This is a genomic window from Pseudomonas sp. DTU_2021_1001937_2_SI_NGA_ILE_001, from assembly GCF_032463525.1.
Lineage (GTDB): Bacteria > Pseudomonadota > Gammaproteobacteria > Pseudomonadales > Pseudomonadaceae > Aquipseudomonas.
Window position 1 is genome coordinate 2984585 of the sequence record NZ_CP135971.1, and the last position, 21192, is coordinate 3005776.

14 protein-coding genes are annotated in these 21192 nt (G+C 63.9%); 8 read left to right on the forward strand and 6 right to left on the reverse strand.

Annotated elements, in window-relative coordinates; translation table 11 throughout:
- Window positions 1–87 precede the first annotated feature (87 nt).
- Window positions 88–2523, reverse strand: coding sequence for a Lon protease family protein (locus RRX38_RS12710; RefSeq protein WP_295473192.1), 2436 nt, complete (start codon window positions 2521–2523; stop codon window positions 88–90).
- A 270-nt stretch (window positions 2524–2793) separates the two neighbouring features.
- Between RRX38_RS12710 and RRX38_RS12715 the strand changes: the two genes are divergently transcribed.
- The 4 genes from RRX38_RS12715 to RRX38_RS12730 all read left to right on the forward strand — a co-directional run bounded on the left by RRX38_RS12715 (window position 2794) and on the right by RRX38_RS12730 (window position 6233).
- Window positions 2794–3282, forward strand: a complete 489-nt coding sequence (locus tag RRX38_RS12715; protein ID WP_295473194.1) for a DUF3015 domain-containing protein — start codon at window positions 2794–2796, stop codon at window positions 3280–3282.
- A gap of 58 nt (window positions 3283–3340) precedes the next feature.
- A complete protein-coding gene (locus tag RRX38_RS12720) occupies window positions 3341–5194 on the forward strand; it encodes a DUF4105 domain-containing protein (RefSeq protein WP_315959497.1) in 1854 nt (617 codons plus the stop codon).
- A 78-nt stretch (window positions 5195–5272) separates the two neighbouring features.
- The gene (locus RRX38_RS12725; RefSeq protein WP_295473198.1) at window positions 5273–5623 is read left to right on the forward strand and encodes a hypothetical protein; all 351 of its coding nucleotides are present in this window, start codon (window positions 5273–5275) and stop codon (window positions 5621–5623) included.
- A 106-nt stretch (window positions 5624–5729) separates the two neighbouring features.
- Window positions 5730–6233: a GreA/GreB family elongation factor gene (locus RRX38_RS12730; protein WP_295473199.1), complete on the forward strand. Its 504-nt coding sequence runs from the start codon at window positions 5730–5732 to the stop codon at window positions 6231–6233.
- A gap of 69 nt (window positions 6234–6302) precedes the next feature.
- On the opposite strand, the gene ettA is transcribed toward RRX38_RS12730, so the two are convergent.
- Entirely contained in the window at window positions 6303–7970 is a 1668-nt protein-coding gene (gene ettA, locus RRX38_RS12735; protein WP_295473201.1) for an energy-dependent translational throttle protein EttA, read from the reverse strand.
- 550 nt (window positions 7971–8520) lie between these two features.
- Here ettA and RRX38_RS12740 point away from each other — a divergent pair.
- The 3 genes from RRX38_RS12740 to RRX38_RS12750 all read left to right on the forward strand — a co-directional run bounded on the left by RRX38_RS12740 (window position 8521) and on the right by RRX38_RS12750 (window position 15288).
- Window positions 8521–12342, forward strand: a complete 3822-nt coding sequence (locus tag RRX38_RS12740; protein WP_410524826.1) for an EAL domain-containing protein — start codon at window positions 8521–8523, stop codon at window positions 12340–12342.
- A 136-nt stretch (window positions 12343–12478) separates the two neighbouring features.
- Entirely contained in the window at window positions 12479–13732 is a 1254-nt protein-coding gene (gene glyA, locus RRX38_RS12745) for a serine hydroxymethyltransferase (protein ID WP_295473203.1), read from the forward strand.
- 185 nt (window positions 13733–13917) lie between these two features.
- A complete protein-coding gene (locus tag RRX38_RS12750; RefSeq protein WP_315959498.1) occupies window positions 13918–15288 on the forward strand; it encodes a PAAR domain-containing protein in 1371 nt (456 codons plus the stop codon).
- Window positions 15289–15639: 351 nt separating this feature from the next.
- On the opposite strand, the gene yjiA is transcribed toward RRX38_RS12750, so the two are convergent.
- From yjiA to RRX38_RS12765, 3 genes are all read right to left on the reverse strand, one after another.
- Entirely contained in the window at window positions 15640–16620 is a 981-nt protein-coding gene (gene yjiA / locus RRX38_RS12755; RefSeq protein WP_315959499.1) for a GTPase, read from the reverse strand.
- A gap of 92 nt (window positions 16621–16712) precedes the next feature.
- Window positions 16713–16910: a YbdD/YjiX family protein gene (locus RRX38_RS12760; RefSeq protein ID WP_295473208.1), complete on the reverse strand. Its 198-nt coding sequence runs from the start codon at window positions 16908–16910 to the stop codon at window positions 16713–16715.
- 24 nt (window positions 16911–16934) lie between these two features.
- Complete coding sequence (locus RRX38_RS12765; RefSeq protein ID WP_295473210.1) at window positions 16935–19010, reverse strand: carbon starvation CstA family protein; 2076 nt, start codon at window positions 19008–19010, stop codon at window positions 16935–16937.
- 368 nt (window positions 19011–19378) lie between these two features.
- Here RRX38_RS12765 and RRX38_RS12770 point away from each other — a divergent pair, with 368 nt between their 5' ends.
- Complete coding sequence (locus RRX38_RS12770; protein ID WP_315959500.1) at window positions 19379–19747, forward strand: PilZ domain-containing protein; 369 nt, start codon at window positions 19379–19381, stop codon at window positions 19745–19747.
- 9 nt (window positions 19748–19756) lie between these two features.
- On the opposite strand, the gene radA is transcribed toward RRX38_RS12770, so the two are convergent.
- Window positions 19757–21124: a DNA repair protein RadA gene (gene radA, locus RRX38_RS12775; RefSeq protein WP_315962678.1), complete on the reverse strand. Its 1368-nt coding sequence runs from the start codon at window positions 21122–21124 to the stop codon at window positions 19757–19759.
- Between the last annotated feature and the right edge of the window lie 68 nt (window positions 21125–21192).

Consider the following 21192-nt stretch of genomic DNA (forward strand, 5'->3'; position numbering starts at 1 on the left):
AGAGCATAGAAGAAAAACCCTACAAAATGCGAGGAATGGATGAGCGGATGCCGGAGAACGTGAAGTCGGTCCGGCATCCTCAGCACATCAGACCTTGAGTTCCGCAGGCAGTTGCACAGGCTCCTTTTCCAGTTCTTCGCGAATTTCCTCGTCGCTGAGCATTTCGGCGATGTCGCGCAGGCGCTGCACCACCCGCGCATTCACGCTGCCTTCAGGGAACTGGCCGTGCTCGTCCGGATCCCCGGCCGGCTCACCGACCAGCAGGCTCAGCGCCTCATCGGCCTGGCTGACCGCGTAGATGTGGAACTGCCCGGCCTTGACCGCCTGCAGGACCTTTTCGTCGAGCATCAGGGTCGCCACGTTGGAACGCGGGATGATCGCGCCCTGCTCGCCGGTCAGGCCACGGGCCTCGCACAGACGGAAGAAGCCCTCGATCTTCTCGTTGACGCCCCCGACCGCTTGTACTTCGCCGAACTGGTTGATCGAGCCGGTGATGGCGAAACACTGCTTCAGTGGCGTGCGAGAGAGCGCCGAGATCAGCGTACAGACTTCACCCAGCGAGGCGCTGTCGCCGTCGACGTAGCCGTAGGACTGCTCCAGGGCGATGCTCGCCGAGATCGCCAGGGGGAACTCCTGGGCATAGCGGCTGCCCAGGTAACCGGTGAGGATCATTACCCCCTTGGAGTGGATCGGCTGGCCGAGGTTGACCTCGCGCTCGATGTCGACGATGCCGCTGCCGCCCGGGTAGACCGTCGCCGAGATCCGCGCTGGCACACCGAACGCCGAGTCGCCGACTTCCAGCACGGTCAGGCCGTTGCACTTGCCCACTGCCGCGCCATCGGTATCGATGAGGATGATGCCGGCCAGCATGTCGTCGAGGATTCTTGCCGAAACACGCCCGGTGCGGGTGGCCTTGGCCTTGAGGGCGCGGTCGATGTGCCCGGCATCGGTGAACTCGTCACCGGCCAGCTGGCGGATGAAGTCCGCTTCGCTGACCAGCTGGAACAGATCGCCGATCTTCGCCGACAGCCGTCCCTGGTGCTCGGCGAGGCGTGCACTGTAGGTGGCCAGGCGTGCCACGGCATCGGCGGTCAGCGCCGCCATGCCCTCCTCCGAGGTACGGGTCTTGAGCAGCTGGGCGAACTGCTCCAGGGTTTCGTCGGCCATGGGGATTTCTTCGTCGAAGTCCACCAGCACGCGGAACATCTCCTGGAAGTCGGCGTCCAGGTCCTGCAGCGTGTAGTACAGCGAACGCGAGCCGATGATCACCACCTTGACGTTCCACGGGATCACCTGGGGGGTCAGGCTTACGGTCGCCAGGCGGCCCATCTCGCCCAGCGGCGACTCCATCTTCAGCTTGTGCGATTGCAGGGTGCGCTTGAGCGCGTCCCACACGAAAGGCTCGCTGAGCATCTTCTCGGCTTCGAGAATCAGGAAGCCGCCGTTGGCGCGGTGCAGCGCACCAGGGCGCAACTGACGGTAATTGGTGTACAGCGCGCCCTGATCGGTGCTGTATTCGATACGCCCGAACAGGTTGTCGTAGGTCGGGTGCGGTTCGAAGACCACCGGTGCACCGCTGTCATGCATATGCCCGACCACCAGGCTGGGGCTGTACTGCTCTTCGAGCAGCTTGCGCGCCTGAGCGTCGCTCTTGGCATCGTCGACCAGCTGTTCGACCAGGGTCTTGAGCAGGTTGACCTGCACGGCCTGCAGGTAGGCGCACACCGCGGCGGTTTCCGCGTATTTCTCCGACAGCGGCGCGAGCAGCGGCTGCAGGGCCAGGGTGATGGTCTCGTCGTTGAGCTGGCGCAGCTGATTGTTCGACTCACGCTTCCACTGCGGCAGGCTCGACAGCTCTTCGTTCAGACGCTCTTCCAGCGCAGCGATGTCGTCGTGGAAACGCTCGCGCTCGGATTCCGGCAACTGGGCGAATTCCGCTTCATCCAGCGCCTTGCCATCGGCCATGGGCGTAAAGGCGATGTTGGAGCTGTCGCGGTACAGGGCCACGTCCTTTTCCAGCGCCAGACGCTCGATCACGTCCAGGGCGCGGTCGTAGCGCTGGTTGAAGGCGCGGTCGATGGCGCTCTTCTTCTGCTGGTAGGTCGGGTGCTCGAAGACGGCCGGAAAGGTCGCCAGCAGGTTGTCGATCAGGCCGTTGATATCGGCCATGAAGGCCTGCGCGGTGCCAGGCGCCAGTTCCAGGGCGCGGGGTTCGCGGGGCTCGTCGAAGTTGTTCACATAGACCCAGTCCGAGGGGGTCTGCATGCGCTTGGCCTCGGCCTTGAGGTAGCGCTTGACGAACGAGAAGCGCCCGGTGCCGGGCTCGCCCATCACGTAGACGTTGTAACCGGGACGCGGCATCGCCACACCGAACTGCAACGCCTCCACGGCACGCTCCTGGCCGAGTACCCCGCGGAAGGGGTCGAGGTCGTTGGTGGTCGCGAAAGCGAACTGCTCGGCAGAGAATGGTCGGGTCAGCGCTTGTGGCGCCAGACGCAGGCTGGCGGCAACGGAATCGGGCATCAGTGTTCCTTACATCAGGCGGGCAGATAGCGGCATTCTGGCGCTCGCCGGACACCACTTGCAAGGCGGTTGCGCAGCCGTGCAGGTACACCGACGCGCTGTGGCGAGGGGCTTGGGGCAAACTGTAAGGTTACAAAACGCAATAAATCACGGAACCTGCCCGGACGGCCTAGACTCCAACCTGCGCACATTGGCCAGCATGGCCTTTTGCAGTAATGCATTGACGCATGACACCTGGCCCCAAGGGTCGATCACAAAGAGAATAAAGCTATGAAACGGATTCTTCTCGGAACGCTCTTCGCCGCAGCATCTTTCAACGCCATGGCCCAGGCCCCAGGCGGCCCGGATTGCGGCTGGGGCAACATGCTGTTCGAAGGCCAGCGCGGCACCCCTGCGCACTTCCTCGCCTCCACCACCAACGGCACCTCCGGTAACGCCACCTTCGGCATGACCAGTGGTACCAACGGCTGCTCCACTGCCGGCGCGCTGACCTACGGCGGCAAGTCGTGGATCGCCATGAACGGCATGATGGATGAGCTGAGCAAGGACATGGCCATGGGCCAGGGCGAAGCACTGACCACCTATGCCGTGGTATTGGGCGTCGCACCGCAAGACCGCGCGCACTTCGCCGCCGTCACCCACGACAACTTCGGGAAGATCTTCGACAAGGCTGATGTCACTGCCGAGGATGTCCATACCAACACCCTCAATGTGCTGAAAAACGACCCAACCCTGGCCAAGTACGCTACCCAGGCCTGAGTCAGTCCCCGCCTCCGCACAGGAGGCGGGTTCCCATCCCGCGAAAGTTGCCTCCCGAATGCTCAAACGTCTCGCCTGCCTGACGCTGTTCGTCTGTGCGCCACTGTGCGCAGCCCCCTCTGTGGACGCCCGGCGTGTGCAGCAACTGGCCGACGACCCGTTCTGGATTTCCCTGGGGCACTATGAAAAGACCCGTCTCGGCGGCTGGCGCAGCTATGTCGACGACCCGAAATTCTTCCTGGCCGCCGATGGCGCCCAGGACCCGCGCGCAGAACTGAGTGCGACCCTGGCGGCCATCCAGGCTCCGGTGCGCGACGCCGAAACCCATGCGCAGTGCGTCTATCCGGCGCGCACCCGCTGGCTACGCCAGCAACTGCAACTTACCGACCTGCCCAAGGTGTCGTGCAAGACCTTCGACGAGTGGTTCAAGGACGTGGCGCCCAACAGTGCCGTGCTGGTGTTCCCGGCCGCCTACCTGAACAGCCCGTCATCGATGTTCGGCCACACCCTGCTGCGCATCGACCCGGCCGGCGCCGAGGCCGACAACACCACCCTGCTCAGCTATGCGATCAACTTCGGCGCCTACATCGAGGGCTCCGACAACAGCATCCTGTACGCCTGGAAAGGCCTGGCGGGCGGCTACCCAGGGCTGTTCGCCATGGTGCCCTACCAGGAAAAGCTCGCCGAATACCGCAGCCTGGAAAACCGCGACCTGTGGGAATACCAGCTGAACCTGAGCCCCGAAGAAACCCAGCGCATGGTTGAGCATGTCTGGGAACTCAAGCAGGTGCGCTTCCGCTACTTCTTCTTCGACGAGAACTGCTCCTACCGCCTGCTGGAACTGCTGGAAATCGCCCGGCCCGGCCTGAAACTGACCGAACAGTTCGGCCTGACTGCCATCCCCACCGATACGGTCAAGGCGGTCAAGGCTGCCGGGCTGGTGAAACGCATCGATTACCGCCCCTCGCGGGAGCGCGAACTGCTCGGCCGTGCCGAGCCGCTCGACCATGCAGAACAACACTGGGTGCTGGCCGTCAGCGCCGACCCGACGCAACTGCAGAGTGCCGAATACCTGCGCCTGCCGGCCGAGCGTCGTGCGCTGATCCAGGACGCCGCCTACCGCCTGGAGCGCTACCGGGCCAACGGCCAGGAGCGCGACAGGCAAGCCGCGCAGCGCAGCTTCGAGCTGCTGCGGGCGATCAACCGCAATCCGCCACCGGCACTGGACATCGAGCGTCCCGGCCTGCCCGAGGAAGGCCACCAGTCGCGCACCTGGCAGCTCGGCCTGGGCAGCCGCGATGACCGTGCGTTCGCCGAGTACGGCCTGCGCATGGCCTATCACGACCTCAATGACAACGCCTACGGCTTCCCGCTGGGCGCCCAGATCGAGATCCTGCAACTGAAGCTGCGCCAGTACGAAGGCAACGACTGGCACCTGCAGCGCCTGGATCTGGCGACCATCCGCTCGCTGACACCGCGCAACGAGCTGCTCAAGCCCTGGTCCTGGCAGGTCTCCGGCGGCCTGGAACGCGTGCCAGGCAAACATGGCGACCAGACCCTGGTCAGCCACGTCAATGGCGGTGGCGGCGGCACCTGGCAGCTGGCCGATGGCCTGCTGGGCTTTGCCCTGGGCACCGCGCGCGTCGAACACAACAATGATTTCAGCGAGTTCGTCGCCCCGGCCGCCGGCTTCAATACCGGCGTACTGTGGCGCAACCCGCTGGGCAACCTGAGCCTGGAGGCCAAGGGCGATTACTTCACCAATGGCGAAGTGCGCCGCAGCATCAGCCTGAACCAGCAATGGGAACTGACGCGCAACCTGGGCCTGCGCCTGAGCGCACAACGCGACTTCAGTCATCTGGGCGAAACCCAGAACGAGGTCATGCTGCAAGTCCGCTGGTATCACTACTGAACAAATTTCCGACAAGCCGTTCACTGGGTCCGGACAGGGTATTGACTAGACTCTGTTCAGACACCAAGGAAATCGATCATGAACATGCGTATCGCGTTGTTGGGCTTGATCGTGGCGCTTGCAGGATGCCAGTCCACCCATGACCAGTTGCTGGCCGAGGGCTACCCTCCGCCGTTCGCCGATGGCTTCCAGGATGGCTGCGGCAGCGGTCGGCAGGCAGCAGGATCGATCGGTGGCATCTACCGCAAGGATGTACCGCGGTTCATGAAGGACCGGCTCTATGCCCAGGGTTGGAACGACGGATTCCGCCAGTGCCAGGCCATGCAGGACAGCCGGGACCGTGAGAACAACGGCTGGATGAACGACCGCGACCGGCAATGGGAGCAACAGAAGACCCGCGACAAGGCCAGGGCCTTCCGCCCGGACTGAAGCACCGGACGGTGAGCGCCCTACACGCGGCGGTCGGGCGCTGGCGGCGGTCGGGCAAACTTATCGGGCACGCTCATGCCCAATACTGCCTACCGGGAGGACCATCATGAGCCGCGCTTTCGTCAACGAAGACAACAACGCCCAGCAGACCAGCCAGCCCGTGGAGCGGCGGGTCAGCGAACAACCCAATTACGTCACTGCACACGGCCTGGTGCTGCTGCAGGGCCAGGTTCGCGAGCTGCAGGCCCGGCACCGTGAGCAATCGGGGCTGGGCGACAAGGCCGACAAGCAAAGCCTGGTGGATATCGAACGCGATCTGCGCTACTACACCCAGCGCCTGCAGAGTGCCCAGGTCGTGACGCCCGCGCTGTCCACCGACAAAGTGCAGATCGGCAGCTGGGTCACCTATGCCGATGAAGACGACGTCCATCATCGGGTGCAACTGGTCGGCGAAGACCAGGCCGATGCCGCCCATGGCCTGATCAACTGGGGCTCGCCGCTGGGACGCGCGTTGCTGGGCGCCCGCCCGGGCGACGAAGTGTTGTGGAAGCGACCGGCGGGCGAGCGGCTGATCGAGGTGCTGGACATCGAGGCTGACCCTGGCACCTGATCGACCCGCGCTTTCAGCCAGGCAAGAAAATGGGGCCATGAAGGCCCCATTGGTGTGCAGCGAAACGGCTTACTGGGCCAGTTTCTTGTGCCGTACACGGTGCGGCTGGGTCGCCGCATCGCCCAGGCGCTTCTTGCGGTCGGCTTCGTACTCGGTGTAGTTGCCTTCGAAGAACACGATGTTGGAATCGTCTTCATAAGCCAGGATGTGCGTCGCCACGCGGTCAAGGAACCAGCGATCGTGGGAAATCACGATGGCGGCGCCCGGGAAGTCCAGCAGGGCCTCCTCCAGCGAACGCAGGGTTTCCACGTCTAGGTCGTTGGACGGTTCGTCGAGCAGCAGGACGTTGCCGCCCTCCTTGAGGGTCAGCGCCAGGTGCAGACGACCCCGCTCACCACCCGACAGGTCCTTGACGAACTTCTGCTGGTCACCGCCCTTGAAGTTGAAGCGGCCGACGTAGGTACGCGACGGAATCTCGTAGGTCCCGATGCGAATCTGGTCGGAACCGTCGGAGATCTGCTGGAACACGGTCTTGCTGCCATCCAGGTCATCACGGGCCTGGTCGACGCAGGCCAGTTGCACGGTATCGCCGATCTCGATGGTGCCCGAATCCGGCTGCTCCTTGCCCATGATCATGCGGAACAGGGTCGACTTACCGGCACCGTTACCGCCGATGACACCGACGATGGCGCCCTTCGGCATGGCGAACGACAGGTTGTCGATCAGCACGCGGTCGCCGTAGCCCTTGGTGACGTTCTTGAACTCGATGACCTTGTCACCCAGGCGCGGACCGGCCGGAATGTAGATCTCGTTGGTCTCGCTGCGCTTCTGGAATTCCTGCGACTGCATTTCCTCGAAGCGCGCCAGACGGGCCTTGGACTTCGACTGGCGGGCCTTGGCGCCTTTGCGCACCCACTCCAGCTCTTCCTTCATGGCCTTCTCGTGAGCGCTCTGCTGCTTGGATTCCTGCTCCAGACGCGCCGACTTGGCCTCCAGCCAGCCCGAGTAGTTGCCTTCGTACGGAATACCGGCGCCGCGGTCGAGTTCGAGGATCCAGCCGGCAACGTTGTCGAGGAAGTACCGGTCGTGGGTGATGGCAACCACGGTGCCCGGGAAGTCGTGGAGGAAACGCTCCAGCCAGGCCACCGAGTCGGCGTCCAGGTGGTTGGTCGGTTCGTCGAGCAGCAACATGTCCGGGGCGGACAGCAGCAGGCGGCACAGCGCTACGCGGCGCTTCTCGCCGCCGGACAGGTGCTCGACCTTGGCATCCCATGCCGGCAGACGCAACGCATCGGCGGCGACTTCCAGCTGGCGCTCCAGGTTATGCCCATCGGCCGCCTGCAGAATGGCTTCCAGCTTGGCCTGCTCGGCAGCCAGCTTGTCGAAGTCGGCATCCGGCTCGGCATAGGCGGCGTAGACCTCGTCAAGACGTGCCTGGGCATCCTTGATGACGCTGACCGCTTCCTCGACCACTTCACGCACGGTCTTGTTCGGGTCCAGCTGCGGCTCCTGTGGCAGGTAACCGACATTCAGTTCGGGCATCGGGCGGGCTTCACCGTCGAACTCCTTGTCGACACCGGCCATGATCTTCAGCAGGGTGGACTTGCCCGAGCCGTTCAGGCCGAGGACGCCGATCTTGGCGCCAGGGAAGAACGACAGGGAAATGTTCTTCAGGATTTCCCGCTTCGGCGGCACTACTTTGCTCAGCCGATGCATGGTGTAGACGTATTGAGCCAAAACGTGGACCTCGCTCGAAAACGTAGTGAAAAGCCCCGCCTGGCAGGCAGGGCCGTAAAGACTGCATGGGTCAGATTGAGAGCAGCGGACGGGCGCGGGCCGCGCGATCACGGTCGGGGGCACCGGGCTGGCTGCATTGAAAACGACACACGAGCACAGGCCAGCTGCGCTCCGGGTGGGCAAGCTTAACCCAACTCGAAGAAGGCTGGCAGGGGGGCGGCGCACCACCCGGCCAACCGGCAAGGCCGAATGCCAGGCGCTGCCCGCCACAATCCCGTCACCGCGATTGTCGGATGAGCCCTGTGTTTTCACCTATAAGGGAAGTAATGAGTGTGCCAGACTTGCCGGAACCTGCTGTGCAGCCTTGAATAAAACAGAAATCTGGCGAGCACAGGCAGAACCCTGGACCGCCATGATGGTCGGTAGCAGAACAGGCTCAATAATTGCTGGCTCTTCGCCACAACTCAGGGCATGCTAACCGCCCCCTGGGCGGCGGGCATACAGTTCGCACCGCATTCGTTGCTTCAGTCCAGTAGTCAGGAACATCGACTTGCCCACTCCGACCCCCACCTCATCGCTGCGTATTTCCAAGGGCTCTGCCCATGCGCCATGGCGAGGTTCGCTCAAGGGGGCGCTGGCCGGGCTGGTGCTGCTGATGCTGACGCTGCTGATCTGGCAGTCCTTCGAGCAATTCCAGCAGACCCAGGAGCGCCAGCGCCAGCGCAGCCTGGACTACAGCACCCAATTGAGCGACCGGCTGAGCCTGAACCTGGCGCTGACCGCGCAGGTCAGCGTCAATCTGCTCGAAGAAGCAACCAGCATGGGCCAGTCGCTGGCCGAGCCCGCGACCCTCGACAGCCTGCGTCAGGCCCTGCCGGCCCTGCACAGCGTCGTCTGGCTCAGCCCGAGCGGCCAGGTCATCAAGGACAGCGCCCCGAGCACCGACGATGCGGCGCTGCTGAAAACCCTGCCCGAGAAAGCCCAGAGCAAACCTTTCTACTACACCAACTCTGAAGACGGCACACGCCTCTACCTGCTGGTGCGCCAGGCCGGCGGCTTTACCGGCGATTACTGGGTGCTGCGCCTGCACCCGGACGCCCTGAAGGCGCTGAGCCAGCAGCCCGAGCATGACTTCCTGTTCCTGTGGCGCCTGGAAAACCGCGAGCAGCCGCAGGTCATCGCGCGCGACGCACATCGTAACGGCGGCACGCCGGAAACCGTGATGCTACAGCCGATCGGCAACACCGACTGGCAACTGCGCGGGCTGTTCGATGCCGAGCGCGAGCGCAAGGCACTGCTGGTGCCGCTGATCGTCAAATGCGTGTTCGCCCTGATGTTCGCCATCCTGCCGCTGACCGCGCTGATCAGCCTGCGTCGGCGACAGATCCAGCTGGTGGAAAGCCGGCGTCGCTACCAGGACATTTTCGAAGGGGCCGGGGTTGCGATCTGCGTGCTGGACATGTCGACCCTGCCGACCATGCTCGCCAGCCTGCGCATCGACAGTGTCGAAGAGTTCGACAGGCTGGCACGCACCCAGCCCGGCCGCCTCAAGCTGCTGCTGCAGCAGGTGCGGATCACCGAAGTCAATCAGGTGGCACGCGACCTGCTGGGCATCGAAGGCAATGAACAAGCCTGGCAACAGTTGATCGAGGGCTGCTCACGCAGCCAGAACGGCACCGGTTCGCGCATCATCCAGGCAGTCCTGAGCGGCCAGCCGCGCCTGGAGCTGGAAATCCGCCTGACCCGCGATGGCGGGGAAGATCAGCACCTGTGGCTGGTCGTCCGCCTGCCCGAAGAAGACAACGACTACGATGCGGTGATCCTCAGCATCGGCGACATCACCAGCCGCAAGCAGATCGAGCTGTCGCTGCTGGACCGTGAGAGCTTCTGGTCGGACGTGGTGCGTACCGTCCCCGACCACCTGTACGTACAGGACGTGCCCAGCCAGCGCATGATCTACAGCAACCACCATCTGGGGCGGACCCTGGGCTACAGCAAGGCCGAGCTGCATGCCATGGGCGAGTTCTTCTGGGAGCTGCTGCTGCATCCGGACGATGCCCACAGTTATCGCGACATGCGCCTGCGCCAGCGGCATCACGGGCATACCGAACTGCTGCAATGCGTGCTGCGCTTTCGTGACCGCGAGCAGAACTGGCGGCACTTCGACATCCGCGAACAGGCCATGGCCTGGGACAGGAACGAGCAGCCCACGCGGATCATCGGTGTAGCCAAGGACATCACCGAGCAGATGAGCGCCAGCCAGTCGCTGCGCGACAGCGAAAAACGCTACCGGATGCTCGCCGAAAGCATCAGCGACGTGATCTTCTCCACCGACGCCCGCCTGGGGCTCAACTACGTCAGTCCCTCGGTGGAGACGGTGCTGGGCTACAGCAGCGAATGGGTCCTGCGCCACGGCTGGAGCGCGGCCCTGGCCAACCCGCAGCAACTGGCCGGCATCTACAGCCTGATCTCGCAGATTCGCAAGGCGCTGAAAAAACCCGAAGAACTCGAGCGCTTGCGCAATGAAGTGGCGACCCGGCAATTCGTCTTCGACTGCCTGCGCGCCGACGGCCGCAAGATTCCCATCGAACTGCGCCTGGCGCTGGTCTGGGACCAGCAGGGCAGTTTCGAGGGTGTTCTCGGCGTGGCCCGCGATGTCAGCCAGCAGCGGCGCGCGGAAAAGGACCTGCGCATGGCCGCGACGGTGTTCGAGCACTCGACCTCGGCGATCCTGATCACCGACCCGGCCGGCTATATCGTGCAGGTCAACGACGCCTTCACCCGGGTGAGCGGCTATGCGGTCGGTCAGGTCCTCGACCAGTTGCCGACCCTGATGACCGTCGAACACGAGGAAGCGCACCTGCAACTGGTGCTCAAGCAGCTCAACCAGCGCGGCAACTGGGAAGGCGAAGTGCAGTTGCGGCGGCGCAACGGCGAGGAATACCCCGCCTGGGTCGGCATCACCGCCGTCTTCGACGAAGAAGGCGACCTGGCCAGCTACGTGTGCTTCTTCAGCGACATCAGCGAGCGCAAGGCCAGTGAACAACGCATCCACCGCCTGGCCTATTACGATGCGCTGACCCACCTGCCCAACCGCACCCTGTTCCAAGACCGCCTGCACTCGGCGCTGCTGCAGGCCGAGCGCCAGGGTGCCTGGGTGGTGCTGATGTTCCTCGACCTGGACCGTTTCAAGCCGATCAACGACTCCCTCGGGCATGCCGCCGGTGACCGGATGCTCAAGGAAATGGCCAACCGCCTGCAGGCCTGCGTGACCGACGACGACACCGTAGCGCGCATGGGCGGCGACGAATTCACCCTGCTGCTGCATCCCGGTGCGACCCGTGAGCTGGCGCTGAACCGCGCCATCCATGTCGCCGAACAGATCCTCAACAGCCTGGTGCGACCGTTCGTGCTCGAAGGCCGGGAGTTCTTCGTCACCGCCAGTATCGGCATCGCGCTGAGCCCGCAGGATGGCCGTGAACTCAGCCAGCTGATGAAGAACGCCGACACCGCGATGTACCACGCCAAGGAGCGCGGCAAGAACAACTTCCAGTTCTACCAGGCCGACATGAACGCCAGCGCACTGGAACGCCTGGAACTGGAAAGCGACCTGCGCCATGCCCTGGAGCAGCACGAGTTCCAGATCTACTACCAGCCGCAGTTCAGCGGCGACGGCAAGCGCCTGACCGGCGCCGAGGCGCTGCTGCGCTGGCGCCACCCGCGGCGCGGCCTGGTCCCGCCCAGCGAATTCATCCCGGTGCTGGAAGAGCTTGGCCTGGTGGTGGAAGTCGGCGACTGGGTGATGGCCGAGGCCTGCCGCCAGCTCAGGGCCTGGCACCAGGCCCGGGTACGCGTGCCCAAGGTGTCGGTGAACATCTCGGCACGGCAGTTCTCCGACGGCCAGCTGGGCGAGCGCATCGCGGCCGCCCTGCAGGACACCGGCGTGCCGCCAGCGTGCCTGGAGCTGGAACTGACCGAAAGCATCCTGATGCGCGAAGTGGGCGAAGCCATGCAGACCCTCGCCGGGCTGAAGAATCTCGGCCTGAGCATCGCCGTCGACGACTTCGGCACCGGCTATTCGTCGCTGAACTACCTCAAGCAGTTCCCCATCGACGTACTGAAGATCGACCGCACCTTCGTCGACGGCCTGCCGTCGGGCGAACAGGACGCGCAGATCGCCCGGGCGATCATCGCCATGGCCCACAGCCTGAACCTGGCGGTGATCGCCGAGGGGGTGGAAACCCACGAACAGCTGGAATTCCTGCGTGAGCACGGCTGCGACGAAGTGCAGGGCTACCTGTTCGGCCGCCCGATGACGGCCAGCCAGTTCGAAGCGCAGTTCAGCAACGACGCGCTGTTCATGCTCGATTGAGCCTGGCGGCCCCGCTCACCCAGCCTACGCAACACATGCAGCCGCCTCACCCGTCGGATGAGGGCCTTTCATATGCCACAGTTCGCCCGATGGGGTAGAATGCCCCCCTTTTCGCTCCAAGCCCTCGAGGACTGCCATGTTCAGCCGTGATTTGACTATCGCCAAGTTCGACCCCGATCTGTTCGCCGCCATGGAGCAGGAAGCCGTGCGCCAGGAAGAGCACATCGAGCTGATCGCTTCGGAAAACTACACCAGCCCGGCCGTCATGGAAGCTCAGGGCTCGGCCCTGACCAACAAGTACGCCGAAGGCTATCCGGGCAAGCGCTACTACGGTGGCTGCGAATACGTCGACGTGGTTGAGCAACTGGCCATCGACCGCGCCAAGGAACTGTTCGGTGCCGACTACGCCAACGTCCAGCCGCACGCCGGCTCCCAGGCCAACGCCGCCGTCTACCTGGCCCTGCTGCAGGCCGGTGACACCATTCTGGGCATGAGCCTGGCTCACGGCGGTCACCTGACCCACGGCGCCGCCGTCAGCTCCTCGGGCAAGCTGTACAACGCCATCCAGTACGGTATCGACGCCAATGGCCTGATCGACTACGACGAAGTCGAGCGCCTGGCCGTCGAGCACAAGCCGAAGATGATCGTCGCCGGTTTCTCGGCCTACTCGCAGGTGCTGGACTTCCCGCGCTTCCGCGCCATCGCCGACAAGGTCGGTGCCTACCTGTTCGTCGACATGGCCCACGTGGCCGGTCTGGTCGCCGCTGGCGTCTACCCGAACCCGGTGCCGTTCGCCGACGTGGTCACCACCACCACCCACAAGACCCTGCGCGGTCCACGTGGCGGCCTGATCCTGGCACGCGCCAACGCCGACATCGAGAAAAAGCTCAACTCCGCCGTGTTCCCAGGCGCCCAGGGCGGCCCTCTGGAGCACGTCATCGCCGCCAAGGCCGTGTGCTTCAAGGAAGCGCTGCAGCCTGAGTTCAAGGCCTACCAGCAGCAGGTGGTGAAGAACGCCCAGGCCATGGCCCAGGTGTTCATCGAGCGCGGTTTCGACGTGGTTTCCGGCGGTACCCAGAACCACCTGTTCCTGCTGTCGCTGATCAAGCAGGACATTTCCGGTAAAGATGCTGACGCCGCCCTGGGCCGCGCCTACATCACCGTGAACAAGAACTCGGTACCCAACGACCCACGCTCGCCGTTCGTCACCTCCGGCCTGCGCTTCGGCACCCCGGCCGTTACCACTCGCGGCTTCAAGGAAGCCGAGTGCAAGGAACTGGCTGGCTGGATCTGCGACATCCTCGCCGACCTGAACAACGAAGCGGTGATCGACGCCGTTCGTGAGAAGGTCAAGGCCATCTGTGCCCGCCTGCCGGTGTACGGCGCCTGATAGCACCGTTACCCGCAGCATGAGAACGCCCGGCCACAGTGCCGGGCGTTTTCGTTTGTGCGGTTTGCCCAAGGCCTGCCCTACAGCCACAGAGGCCATACTGCATATGCGATGAAGAATCGCCCTACATAACGCCCCGGTCAGCTCCGGCAGGATGCCCTTCCCTACGCATCCCGAGGCTGATCATGATCCGCATCTCCCGCCTTACCGACCTGCACGCCTGTCCCCTTCCCCTGCACGGCATCACGCCGCTGGTCAGTGGGGCAGCCGATGTTCAGGTCAACGGCCTGCCCGTGGCCCGAGTCGGTGACCGCAGCGGCTGCGGCGCGGTGCTGGTCAGCGGGTTCCCGCATATCCTGGTCAACGGCCGCCCCATGGCGCACCTGGGCAGCCTGAGCAGCCACGGCGGCGCCGTACTGGCTGGCAGCGGCGACACTTTTGGTGGCAGCCAGAACGGTACACAGCGGCCTCCCCTGGTGGTGGACTTCGCACGCCTGGGCGTTATGGATGAACAGGGCCGGCTGGACGACCAACGCCTGCAGGCCTTGCTGGCCGATCCCCAGCTGGAACAGCACGCGCGCCAGGCCGGCGCGCTGATCGACCCCGACAAGGCACCCACCACCCCGCAAAGCTATGCCTGCTCATTTCAGGCCATCGATAGCGAGACGCGCCGGCCTCTGGCCCACCGGCCCTTCATCGCGATGGTGGGCAATGAGGAAATCACCGGGCTTACCGACGCCGCCGGGCTCGCACACGTACAGGCGCCATCACCCGACTCATCGATATCGCTCCATGTGATGTTCAGGGCGCCAGCCCGCTTGCTGGACGAACTCGCACGGCCCGACCGACGTTTCAAGATCACGGCACAGGCTCAGGAAGTGCGTGAAGGGCAAGCACGGGTACCCGTGACGGTTACCGTCAATGACCGTGCGGCGGCGCGAGAAGCGCTGATCGGAATGATCCGGGAGTCGGGTCGCGACTTCATCGAGCGATCGGCATGGCAGGCGTTGGCCCCCAAGGCCCCGCTAGAGCCTGATTGGGACTACAGCATGATTGCCCTGCACCATGCGGGTAGGAGTTACTCATGCAGTGCAAGTTCGGAGCAGGTTCTGAACACTCAGAAGACTCATCACGCCAAAGGGTTCGATGACATTAGTTACCACTACGCCGTTGATTGTTTCGGCACCATTTATGAAGGCAGGGACCTGCGCTTCAAGGGTGCCAGCGTGCTCGGCCATAACACGGGCATCATTGGGATTGTTCTGCTCAATAACTTGACGTTTCCCGAGGAAGGCGGTGACTGGGTCGCCTTTGCAAGATCAAAGCTGAACGCCCTGGGTATCGATACGACGCAGCAGATTCCCTCCCAGCAGGTCGACGCCACGATAAACCTCATCGAAGCACTTAAAAGCCTGTTCGTAATCACCCATTTTGGAGGTCACCGGGAATATCCGGACCAAGGTACCGCAGGAAAAATCTGCCCAGGCAATGTGGGCATGGAACTCGTACGGGCCATTCGCTCAATCACACAACTTCAACAACCTGCCGGAACATGAAAAAAACACTTTGCATCATTGCGCTGGCCGCGGTCGCTCATCTCTATGTGGGCTATTACATATCGCAGGATATGGAGGATCCACGCCTCATGATTTTCATCAAGAAATACCCCACATTAAAAATGAGGTTTGAAAATATCTACACGAGTGACCGATACAGAAGACCTCGGAGCGAGTTGAGCGATACCGAATGGCAGGCCCTCAAGGACTACTGCAAATATCGACTGGGTATAAACACACCGCCTTTCACTCAAGAGGAGGTCGGCGCCTGTAGCGTACGTTAGGTTTCGCAAGGACGCTCGGCAAGCGAAGCCCAAGGCTTCTCTTGCGTTGCGAAACCTGAACTACGCGCTAATTCGTAGCCAACGCCGCAAACCCCGCGCGAATCTTCTCTTCCGGCAGCTCATCGGCAATGAACACGATCACGCTTTCACGCTGTTCGTCTTCGGCCCATTCGCTGTCCCAGTCGAAGCCGTAGAGCTTGAGCACGCCCTGGAATACCAGGCGTCGTGCTTCGCCCGCAATGTTCAGCACGCCCTTGTAGCGCAGCAGCTGCTTGCCGTGGTCTTCCAGCAACTCGTTCATGAAGTCGCTGAGGCGGTCGATGTCCAGCGGCTGCTCGGTGCGCAGCACCAGGCTGGAGATCCGGTCGCCATTGCTGCCGGTAGGCGCCACCGGGCGCAGGGTCAGGCTGCCGCCGAGGTCGGCGTTGAGGTTGAAGCCACGCACGTCCAGCAGCTCGGCCAGATCGATACGACCGTGGTCCACGGTACGGATCGGCGCGCGGCGGTTGATGCGCCCCAGGCGCGTGCTGAGCGCCTCGAAGTGGGCCTCGTCGACCAGGTCACGCTTACTCACCAGCAGGCGGTCGGCGAAACCGATCTGCGCCTGGGCGATGGTCTGGGTCAGGTGCACGTCGGCATGCGCGGCGTCGACCAGGGTGATGATGCCGTCGAGGATATAACGCTCGCGCAATTCTTCGTCGATAAAGAAGGTCTGCGCCACCGGTGCCGGGTCGGCCAGGCCAGTGCATTCGATTACCAGGCGGTCGAAGGCGATCTCGCCGCTGTCCAGGCGTTCGAGCAGCAGGAACAGGGCCTTGGTCAGGTCGGTGTGGATGCTGCAGCACACGCAGCCGTTGGACAGGGTCATGACCTGCACCGGCTCGTCGCCGAGCAACTGGCTGTCGATGCCCGCATCACTGAATTCGTTCTCGATCACCGCGATTTTCAGGCCGTGCTCGGCCTTGAGGATGTGGCGCAGCAGCGTGGTCTTGCCGGCACCGAGAAAGCCGGTCAGCACGGTGACGGGAATGGGTTGCAACTCGCTCATGAAGGCTCCTTGGCAGGATGCGTGAAGCAGAAAACAAAAACGCGCCACAGGCTCTCACCTGTGGCGCGCGGGGTCCAGCATGGATCAGGGGGTCAACAGCACTTCGGCCCACCCTTGCCACCGTAACGGGCTTCCTGGCGCTCGCGGAAGAACGCCTCGTAGCTCATCACCGGCTGGTCCGGGTGCTTGTTCTGCATATGCTCGACGTAGGTGTCGTAGTCCGGCATGCCCACCATCAGGCGGGCAGCCTGGCCCAGGTATTTGCCGAGCCGGCCAAGGTCATTGAACATCTGCAGTTACTCCCATCACACGACTCACACCTGCGACCCGGACGGCATGGCCTGGTACGGCGCCTCCTTGTCGGAACGCTCGGCCTTGCTCCAGGCCTTGCTGCCGACCTTCAGCGAGTAGAACAGAATGCTGCCGACCACGAACAGGAACAGCACACTCAGGCCCGCGTTGGTGTAGGCATTGAGGATGACGTGCTGCATCTGGTCCATGTTCTTGGCCGGCGCCAGGATCTGCCCCGCGTCGGCGGCGGCGGAGTATTTCTTGGCCAGGGCCAGGAAGCCGACCGCCGGGTTGGCGTCGAACAGCTTGATCAGGCTGGCGGTCACGGTGCAGATCAGCAGCCAGGCGGCCGGGAACGCGGTGACCCACACGTAGCGCTGGCGCTTCATCTTCACCAGCACCACGCTGGCCAGCATCAGTGCGATACCGGCGAGCATCTGGTTGGAGATGCCGAACAGCGGCCACAGCGTGTTGATACCACCCAGCGGGTCGATCACGCCCTGGTACAGCAGGTAGCCCCACAGTGCCACGCAGCCGCCGGTGCCGATCACGTTGGCACCCCACGACTCGGTGCGCTTGAGGGCCGGAATGAAGCTGCCCAGCAGGTCCTGCAGCATGAAGCGACCGGCACGGGTACCGGCGTCCACTGCCGTGAGGATGAACAGCGCCTCGAAGAGAATCGCGAAGTGGTACCAGAAGGCCATGGTGTTTTCACCCGGCAGGACCTGGTGAAGGATCTGCGCGATACCCACGGCCAGGGTCGGCGCACCACCGGCACGGGCCAGGATGGTGTGCTCGCCGATGTCGGCCGCCGTAGCGGTCAACTGCTCGGGGGTAATGGCGAAGCCCCATTCGGAGACCTTGGCGGCGACCGTCATCACGTCGCTGCCGACGATGGCCGCCGGGCTGTTCATGGCGAAGTACACGCCCGGCTCGATCACCGAAGCGGCGACCATGGCCATGATGGCCACGAAGGACTCCATCAGCATGCCGCCGTAGCCGATGTAACGGGCGTTGACCTCGTTATCCAACAGCTTGGGCGTGGTGCCCGACGAGATCAGCGCATGGAAGCCCGACACCGCGCCGCAGGCGATGGTGATGAACAGGAACGGGAACAGGGCGCCTTTCCACACCGGGCCGGTGCCGTCGGTGAACTGGGTCAGGGCCGGCATTTTCAGCTCTGGCGCGAGAATCAGGATACCGATGGCCAGACCGAGAATGGTGCCGATCTTCAGGAAGGTCGACAGGTAGTCGCGCGGTGCCAGCAGCAGCCACACCGGCAGCATGGCGGCGACGAAACCATAGCCGACCAGCATCCAGGTGATCTGCACGCCGGTGAAGGTGAAGCGCGGGCCCCATACCGGGTCGGCCGCGACCGCGCCACCCAGCCAGATGGAGCCCAGCAGCAGCACCACGCCGATCAGCGAGATTTCACCGATACGACCCGGGCGTATGTAGCGCATGTATACGCCCATGAAGATCGCCGTCGGGATGGTGGCGATCACCGTGAACATGCCCCACGGGCTCTCGGCCAGGGCCTTGACCACGATCAGCGCCAGCACCGCGAGGATGATGATCATGATCAGGAAGCAGCCGAACAGCGCGATGGTGCCGGGGATACGGCCCATTTCTTCGCGGACCATGTCACCGAGCGAACGGCCGTTACGGCGCGTGGAGAGGAACAGGATCATGAAGTCCTGCACGGCGCCAGCCAGGACCACGCCGGCAATCAGCCAGAGCGTACCGGGCAGGTAGCCCATCTGCGCCGCAAGTACCGGGCCTACCAGCGGGCCTGCACCGGCGATGGCCGCGAAGTGGTGGCCGAACAGGATGTGTTTGTTGGTCGGAACGTAGTCCAGGCCATCGTTGTTGACCACCGCCGGCGTCGCGCGGCTCGGGTCGAGTTGCATGACGTGGTTGGCGATGAACAGACTGTAGTAACGGAAGGCAACCAGATAGATGGCGACCGCAGCCACCACGATCCACAAGGCATTGATCGCTTCGCCGCGGCGCAGCGCGACGACCCCCAGGGCACAGGCCCCAATGAACGCAAGCAGCACCCAGGGCACATGGCGCAACAAGCTATTATTATTTTTCATTTTTTTATTCCAGCAGTAATGACCAGAAGATCTGGGTGACACGCCCGAGCGGCCAGAGACGCTGCGCGACGATGCTACCCGACGATGCGAGTGTAGCTGTGCCACAGCGAAAGGCCACCCCCCACGATGGTCTATCGGGAATTAATCCGGCAGGAACGAAAACCTTGACCCAGAGCGGCTGCTGGCACAGCGGCGGACGACGAATGCCAGGTGGCGATGCACGCGGAACTGTTCGTCAGAGCGGTTCGGGTTTATCTTCACTAACATTCGCTCCCGCAAGCCGACTGAGCGGTATTGGCTTTCGCTGGAGCTGGCCACCAGCCCGTAGGCCGGCAGCCCTGCCATCAGCAACCCCAGGAGTGCGCGTGATGACCGATTCCCCCGCCGATCGCCGGCGCTTCAAGCGCATCGCCTTCGATGCCCGGACCGAACTGCAACAGGGCCATGCGACCTGGGAGGTCCAGCTGCTCGACCTGTCCCTCAAGGGCCTGCTCATCGAGCGCCCCGAGCCCTGGGAAGGTGACCCGACGCAACCGTTCGTGGTCGACATCCACCTGAGCACCGACGCCTGCGTGAGGATGGATGTGCGCCAGACCCACGACAACCAGCACCACCTGGGCTTCGAATGCCTGCACATCGGCCTGGAGTCGATCAGTCACCTCAAGCGCCTGGTCGAACTGAACCTGGCCGACTCCAAGGAGCTGGACCGCGAACTGGCGGCGCTGATCGATATCTGAGGACGCTGGTTACTCGAACAGCGCATCCAGCGCCTGCTCCAGGCGCGTGACCGCGATCACCTGCAAACCGGCAAAGCCTTCCTTGGGGGCGTTGCCCTTGGGCACGATGGCACGCTTGAAGCCGTGCTTGGCCGCCTCCTTGAGACGCTCCTGACCACTGGGCACCGGGCGCACTTCGCCGGACAGGCCGACTTCGCCGAACACCAGCAGGTCATGGGACAGCGGGCGGTTGCGCAGGCTGGAAATCACCGCCGCCATCAGCGCCAGGTCCGAGGCGGTCTCCAGCACCTTGACCCCGCCCACCACGTTGAGGAACACATCCTGGTCATGGGTCGGGATACCGCCGTGACGATGCAGCACGGCCAGCAGCATGGCCAGGCGGTTCTGATCCAACCCCAGGGTGACGCGCCGAGGGTTGGCCATGTGGCTGTCGTCGACCAGCGCCTGCACCTCGACCAGCATCGGCCGCGTGCCCTCCCAGGTGGCCATCACCACGCTGCCGGACACTTCTTCCTGGGCACGGCTGAGAAAGATCGCCGAAGGATTGGAGACTTCCTTCAGGCCCCGGTCGGTCATGCCGAACACGCCCAGCTCGTTGACCGCGCCAAAGCGGTTCTTCACCGCGCGCAGCAGGCGCAGGCGCCCATCGGCCTCACCCTCGAAATACAGCACGGTGTCGACCATGTGCTCCAGCACCCGCGGGCCGGCCAGCGCGCCTTCCTTGGTGACATGGCCGACCAGGAAGATCGCCGTGCCGCTCTGCTTGGCATAACGCACCAGCAACGCCGTGCTCTCGCGCACCTGGGCGACGCCGCCAGGGGCCGACTGCAACTGCTCGGTGAAGATGGTCTGGATCGAGTCGATGACCATGACCTTGGGTTGCTCGACCCGCGCCGTGGCGATGATCGATTCGATGCAGGTCTCGGTCATCACCCGCAGCTTGTCCTGGGGCAGGCCCAGGCGCCGGGCGCGCATGGCCACCTGCTGCTGCGACTCCTCACCGGTGACGTACAGCACCGACATGCTCTCGGCCAAGTGGCAGAGGGTCTGCAGCAGGATGGTCGACTTGCCGATGCCCGGGTCGCCGCCGATGAGGATCACCGAGCCGTCGACCATGCCGCCGCCCAACACCCGGTCCAGCTCGGTGGAGCGGGTGGTGAAGCGTGGAATCTCCTCGACGCTGACTTCGGCCAGGGTCTTGATCTGCGCCTGCGCACCGGCCCAGCCGGTGCGCCCGCTGGGCGCCGCCGCCGCGCCGCTCTCCACGACAGTCTCGACCAGGGTATTCCAGGCGCCGCATTCGCCACACTGCCCTGCCCATTTGGGAAAGGTCGCACCGCACTCGGTGCAACCATACAAGCGCTTGGCCTTGGCCATGGGAACCCCGCTCGCAAAAGGCGCCATGATAACCCAGCTTGTCCACCACACGGCCAGGCGGGGCGGCC

Bases quoted from the DNA above. Each gene is read 5' to 3' on its own strand.
- RRX38_RS12770 (WP_315959500.1), top strand. From the start codon at position 19,379: ATGACCGATTCCCCCGCCGATCGCCGGCGCTTCAAGCGCATCGCCTTC.
- RRX38_RS12725 (WP_295473198.1), top strand. From the start codon at position 5,273: ATGAACATGCGTATCGCGTTGTTGGGCTTGATCGTGGCGCTTGCAGGA.
- radA (WP_315962678.1), bottom strand. From the start codon at position 21,124: ATGGCCAAGGCCAAGCGCTTGTATGGTTGCACCGAGTGCGGTGCGACC.
- RRX38_RS12765 (WP_295473210.1), bottom strand. From the start codon at position 19,010: ATGAAAAATAATAATAGCTTGTTGCGCCATGTGCCCTGGGTGCTGCTT.
- RRX38_RS12730 (WP_295473199.1), top strand. From the start codon at position 5,730: ATGAGCCGCGCTTTCGTCAACGAAGACAACAACGCCCAGCAGACCAGC.
- RRX38_RS12760 (WP_295473208.1), bottom strand. From the start codon at position 16,910: ATGTTCAATGACCTTGGCCGGCTCGGCAAATACCTGGGCCAGGCTGCC.
- RRX38_RS12720 (WP_315959497.1), top strand. From the start codon at position 3,341: ATGCTCAAACGTCTCGCCTGCCTGACGCTGTTCGTCTGTGCGCCACTG.
- glyA (WP_295473203.1), top strand. From the start codon at position 12,479: ATGTTCAGCCGTGATTTGACTATCGCCAAGTTCGACCCCGATCTGTTC.
- RRX38_RS12710 (WP_295473192.1), bottom strand. From the start codon at position 2,523: ATGCCCGATTCCGTTGCCGCCAGCCTGCGTCTGGCGCCACAAGCGCTG.
- yjiA (WP_315959499.1), bottom strand. From the start codon at position 16,620: ATGAGCGAGTTGCAACCCATTCCCGTCACCGTGCTGACCGGCTTTCTC.
- RRX38_RS12750 (WP_315959498.1), top strand. From the start codon at position 13,918: ATGATCCGCATCTCCCGCCTTACCGACCTGCACGCCTGTCCCCTTCCC.
- RRX38_RS12715 (WP_295473194.1), top strand. From the start codon at position 2,794: ATGAAACGGATTCTTCTCGGAACGCTCTTCGCCGCAGCATCTTTCAAC.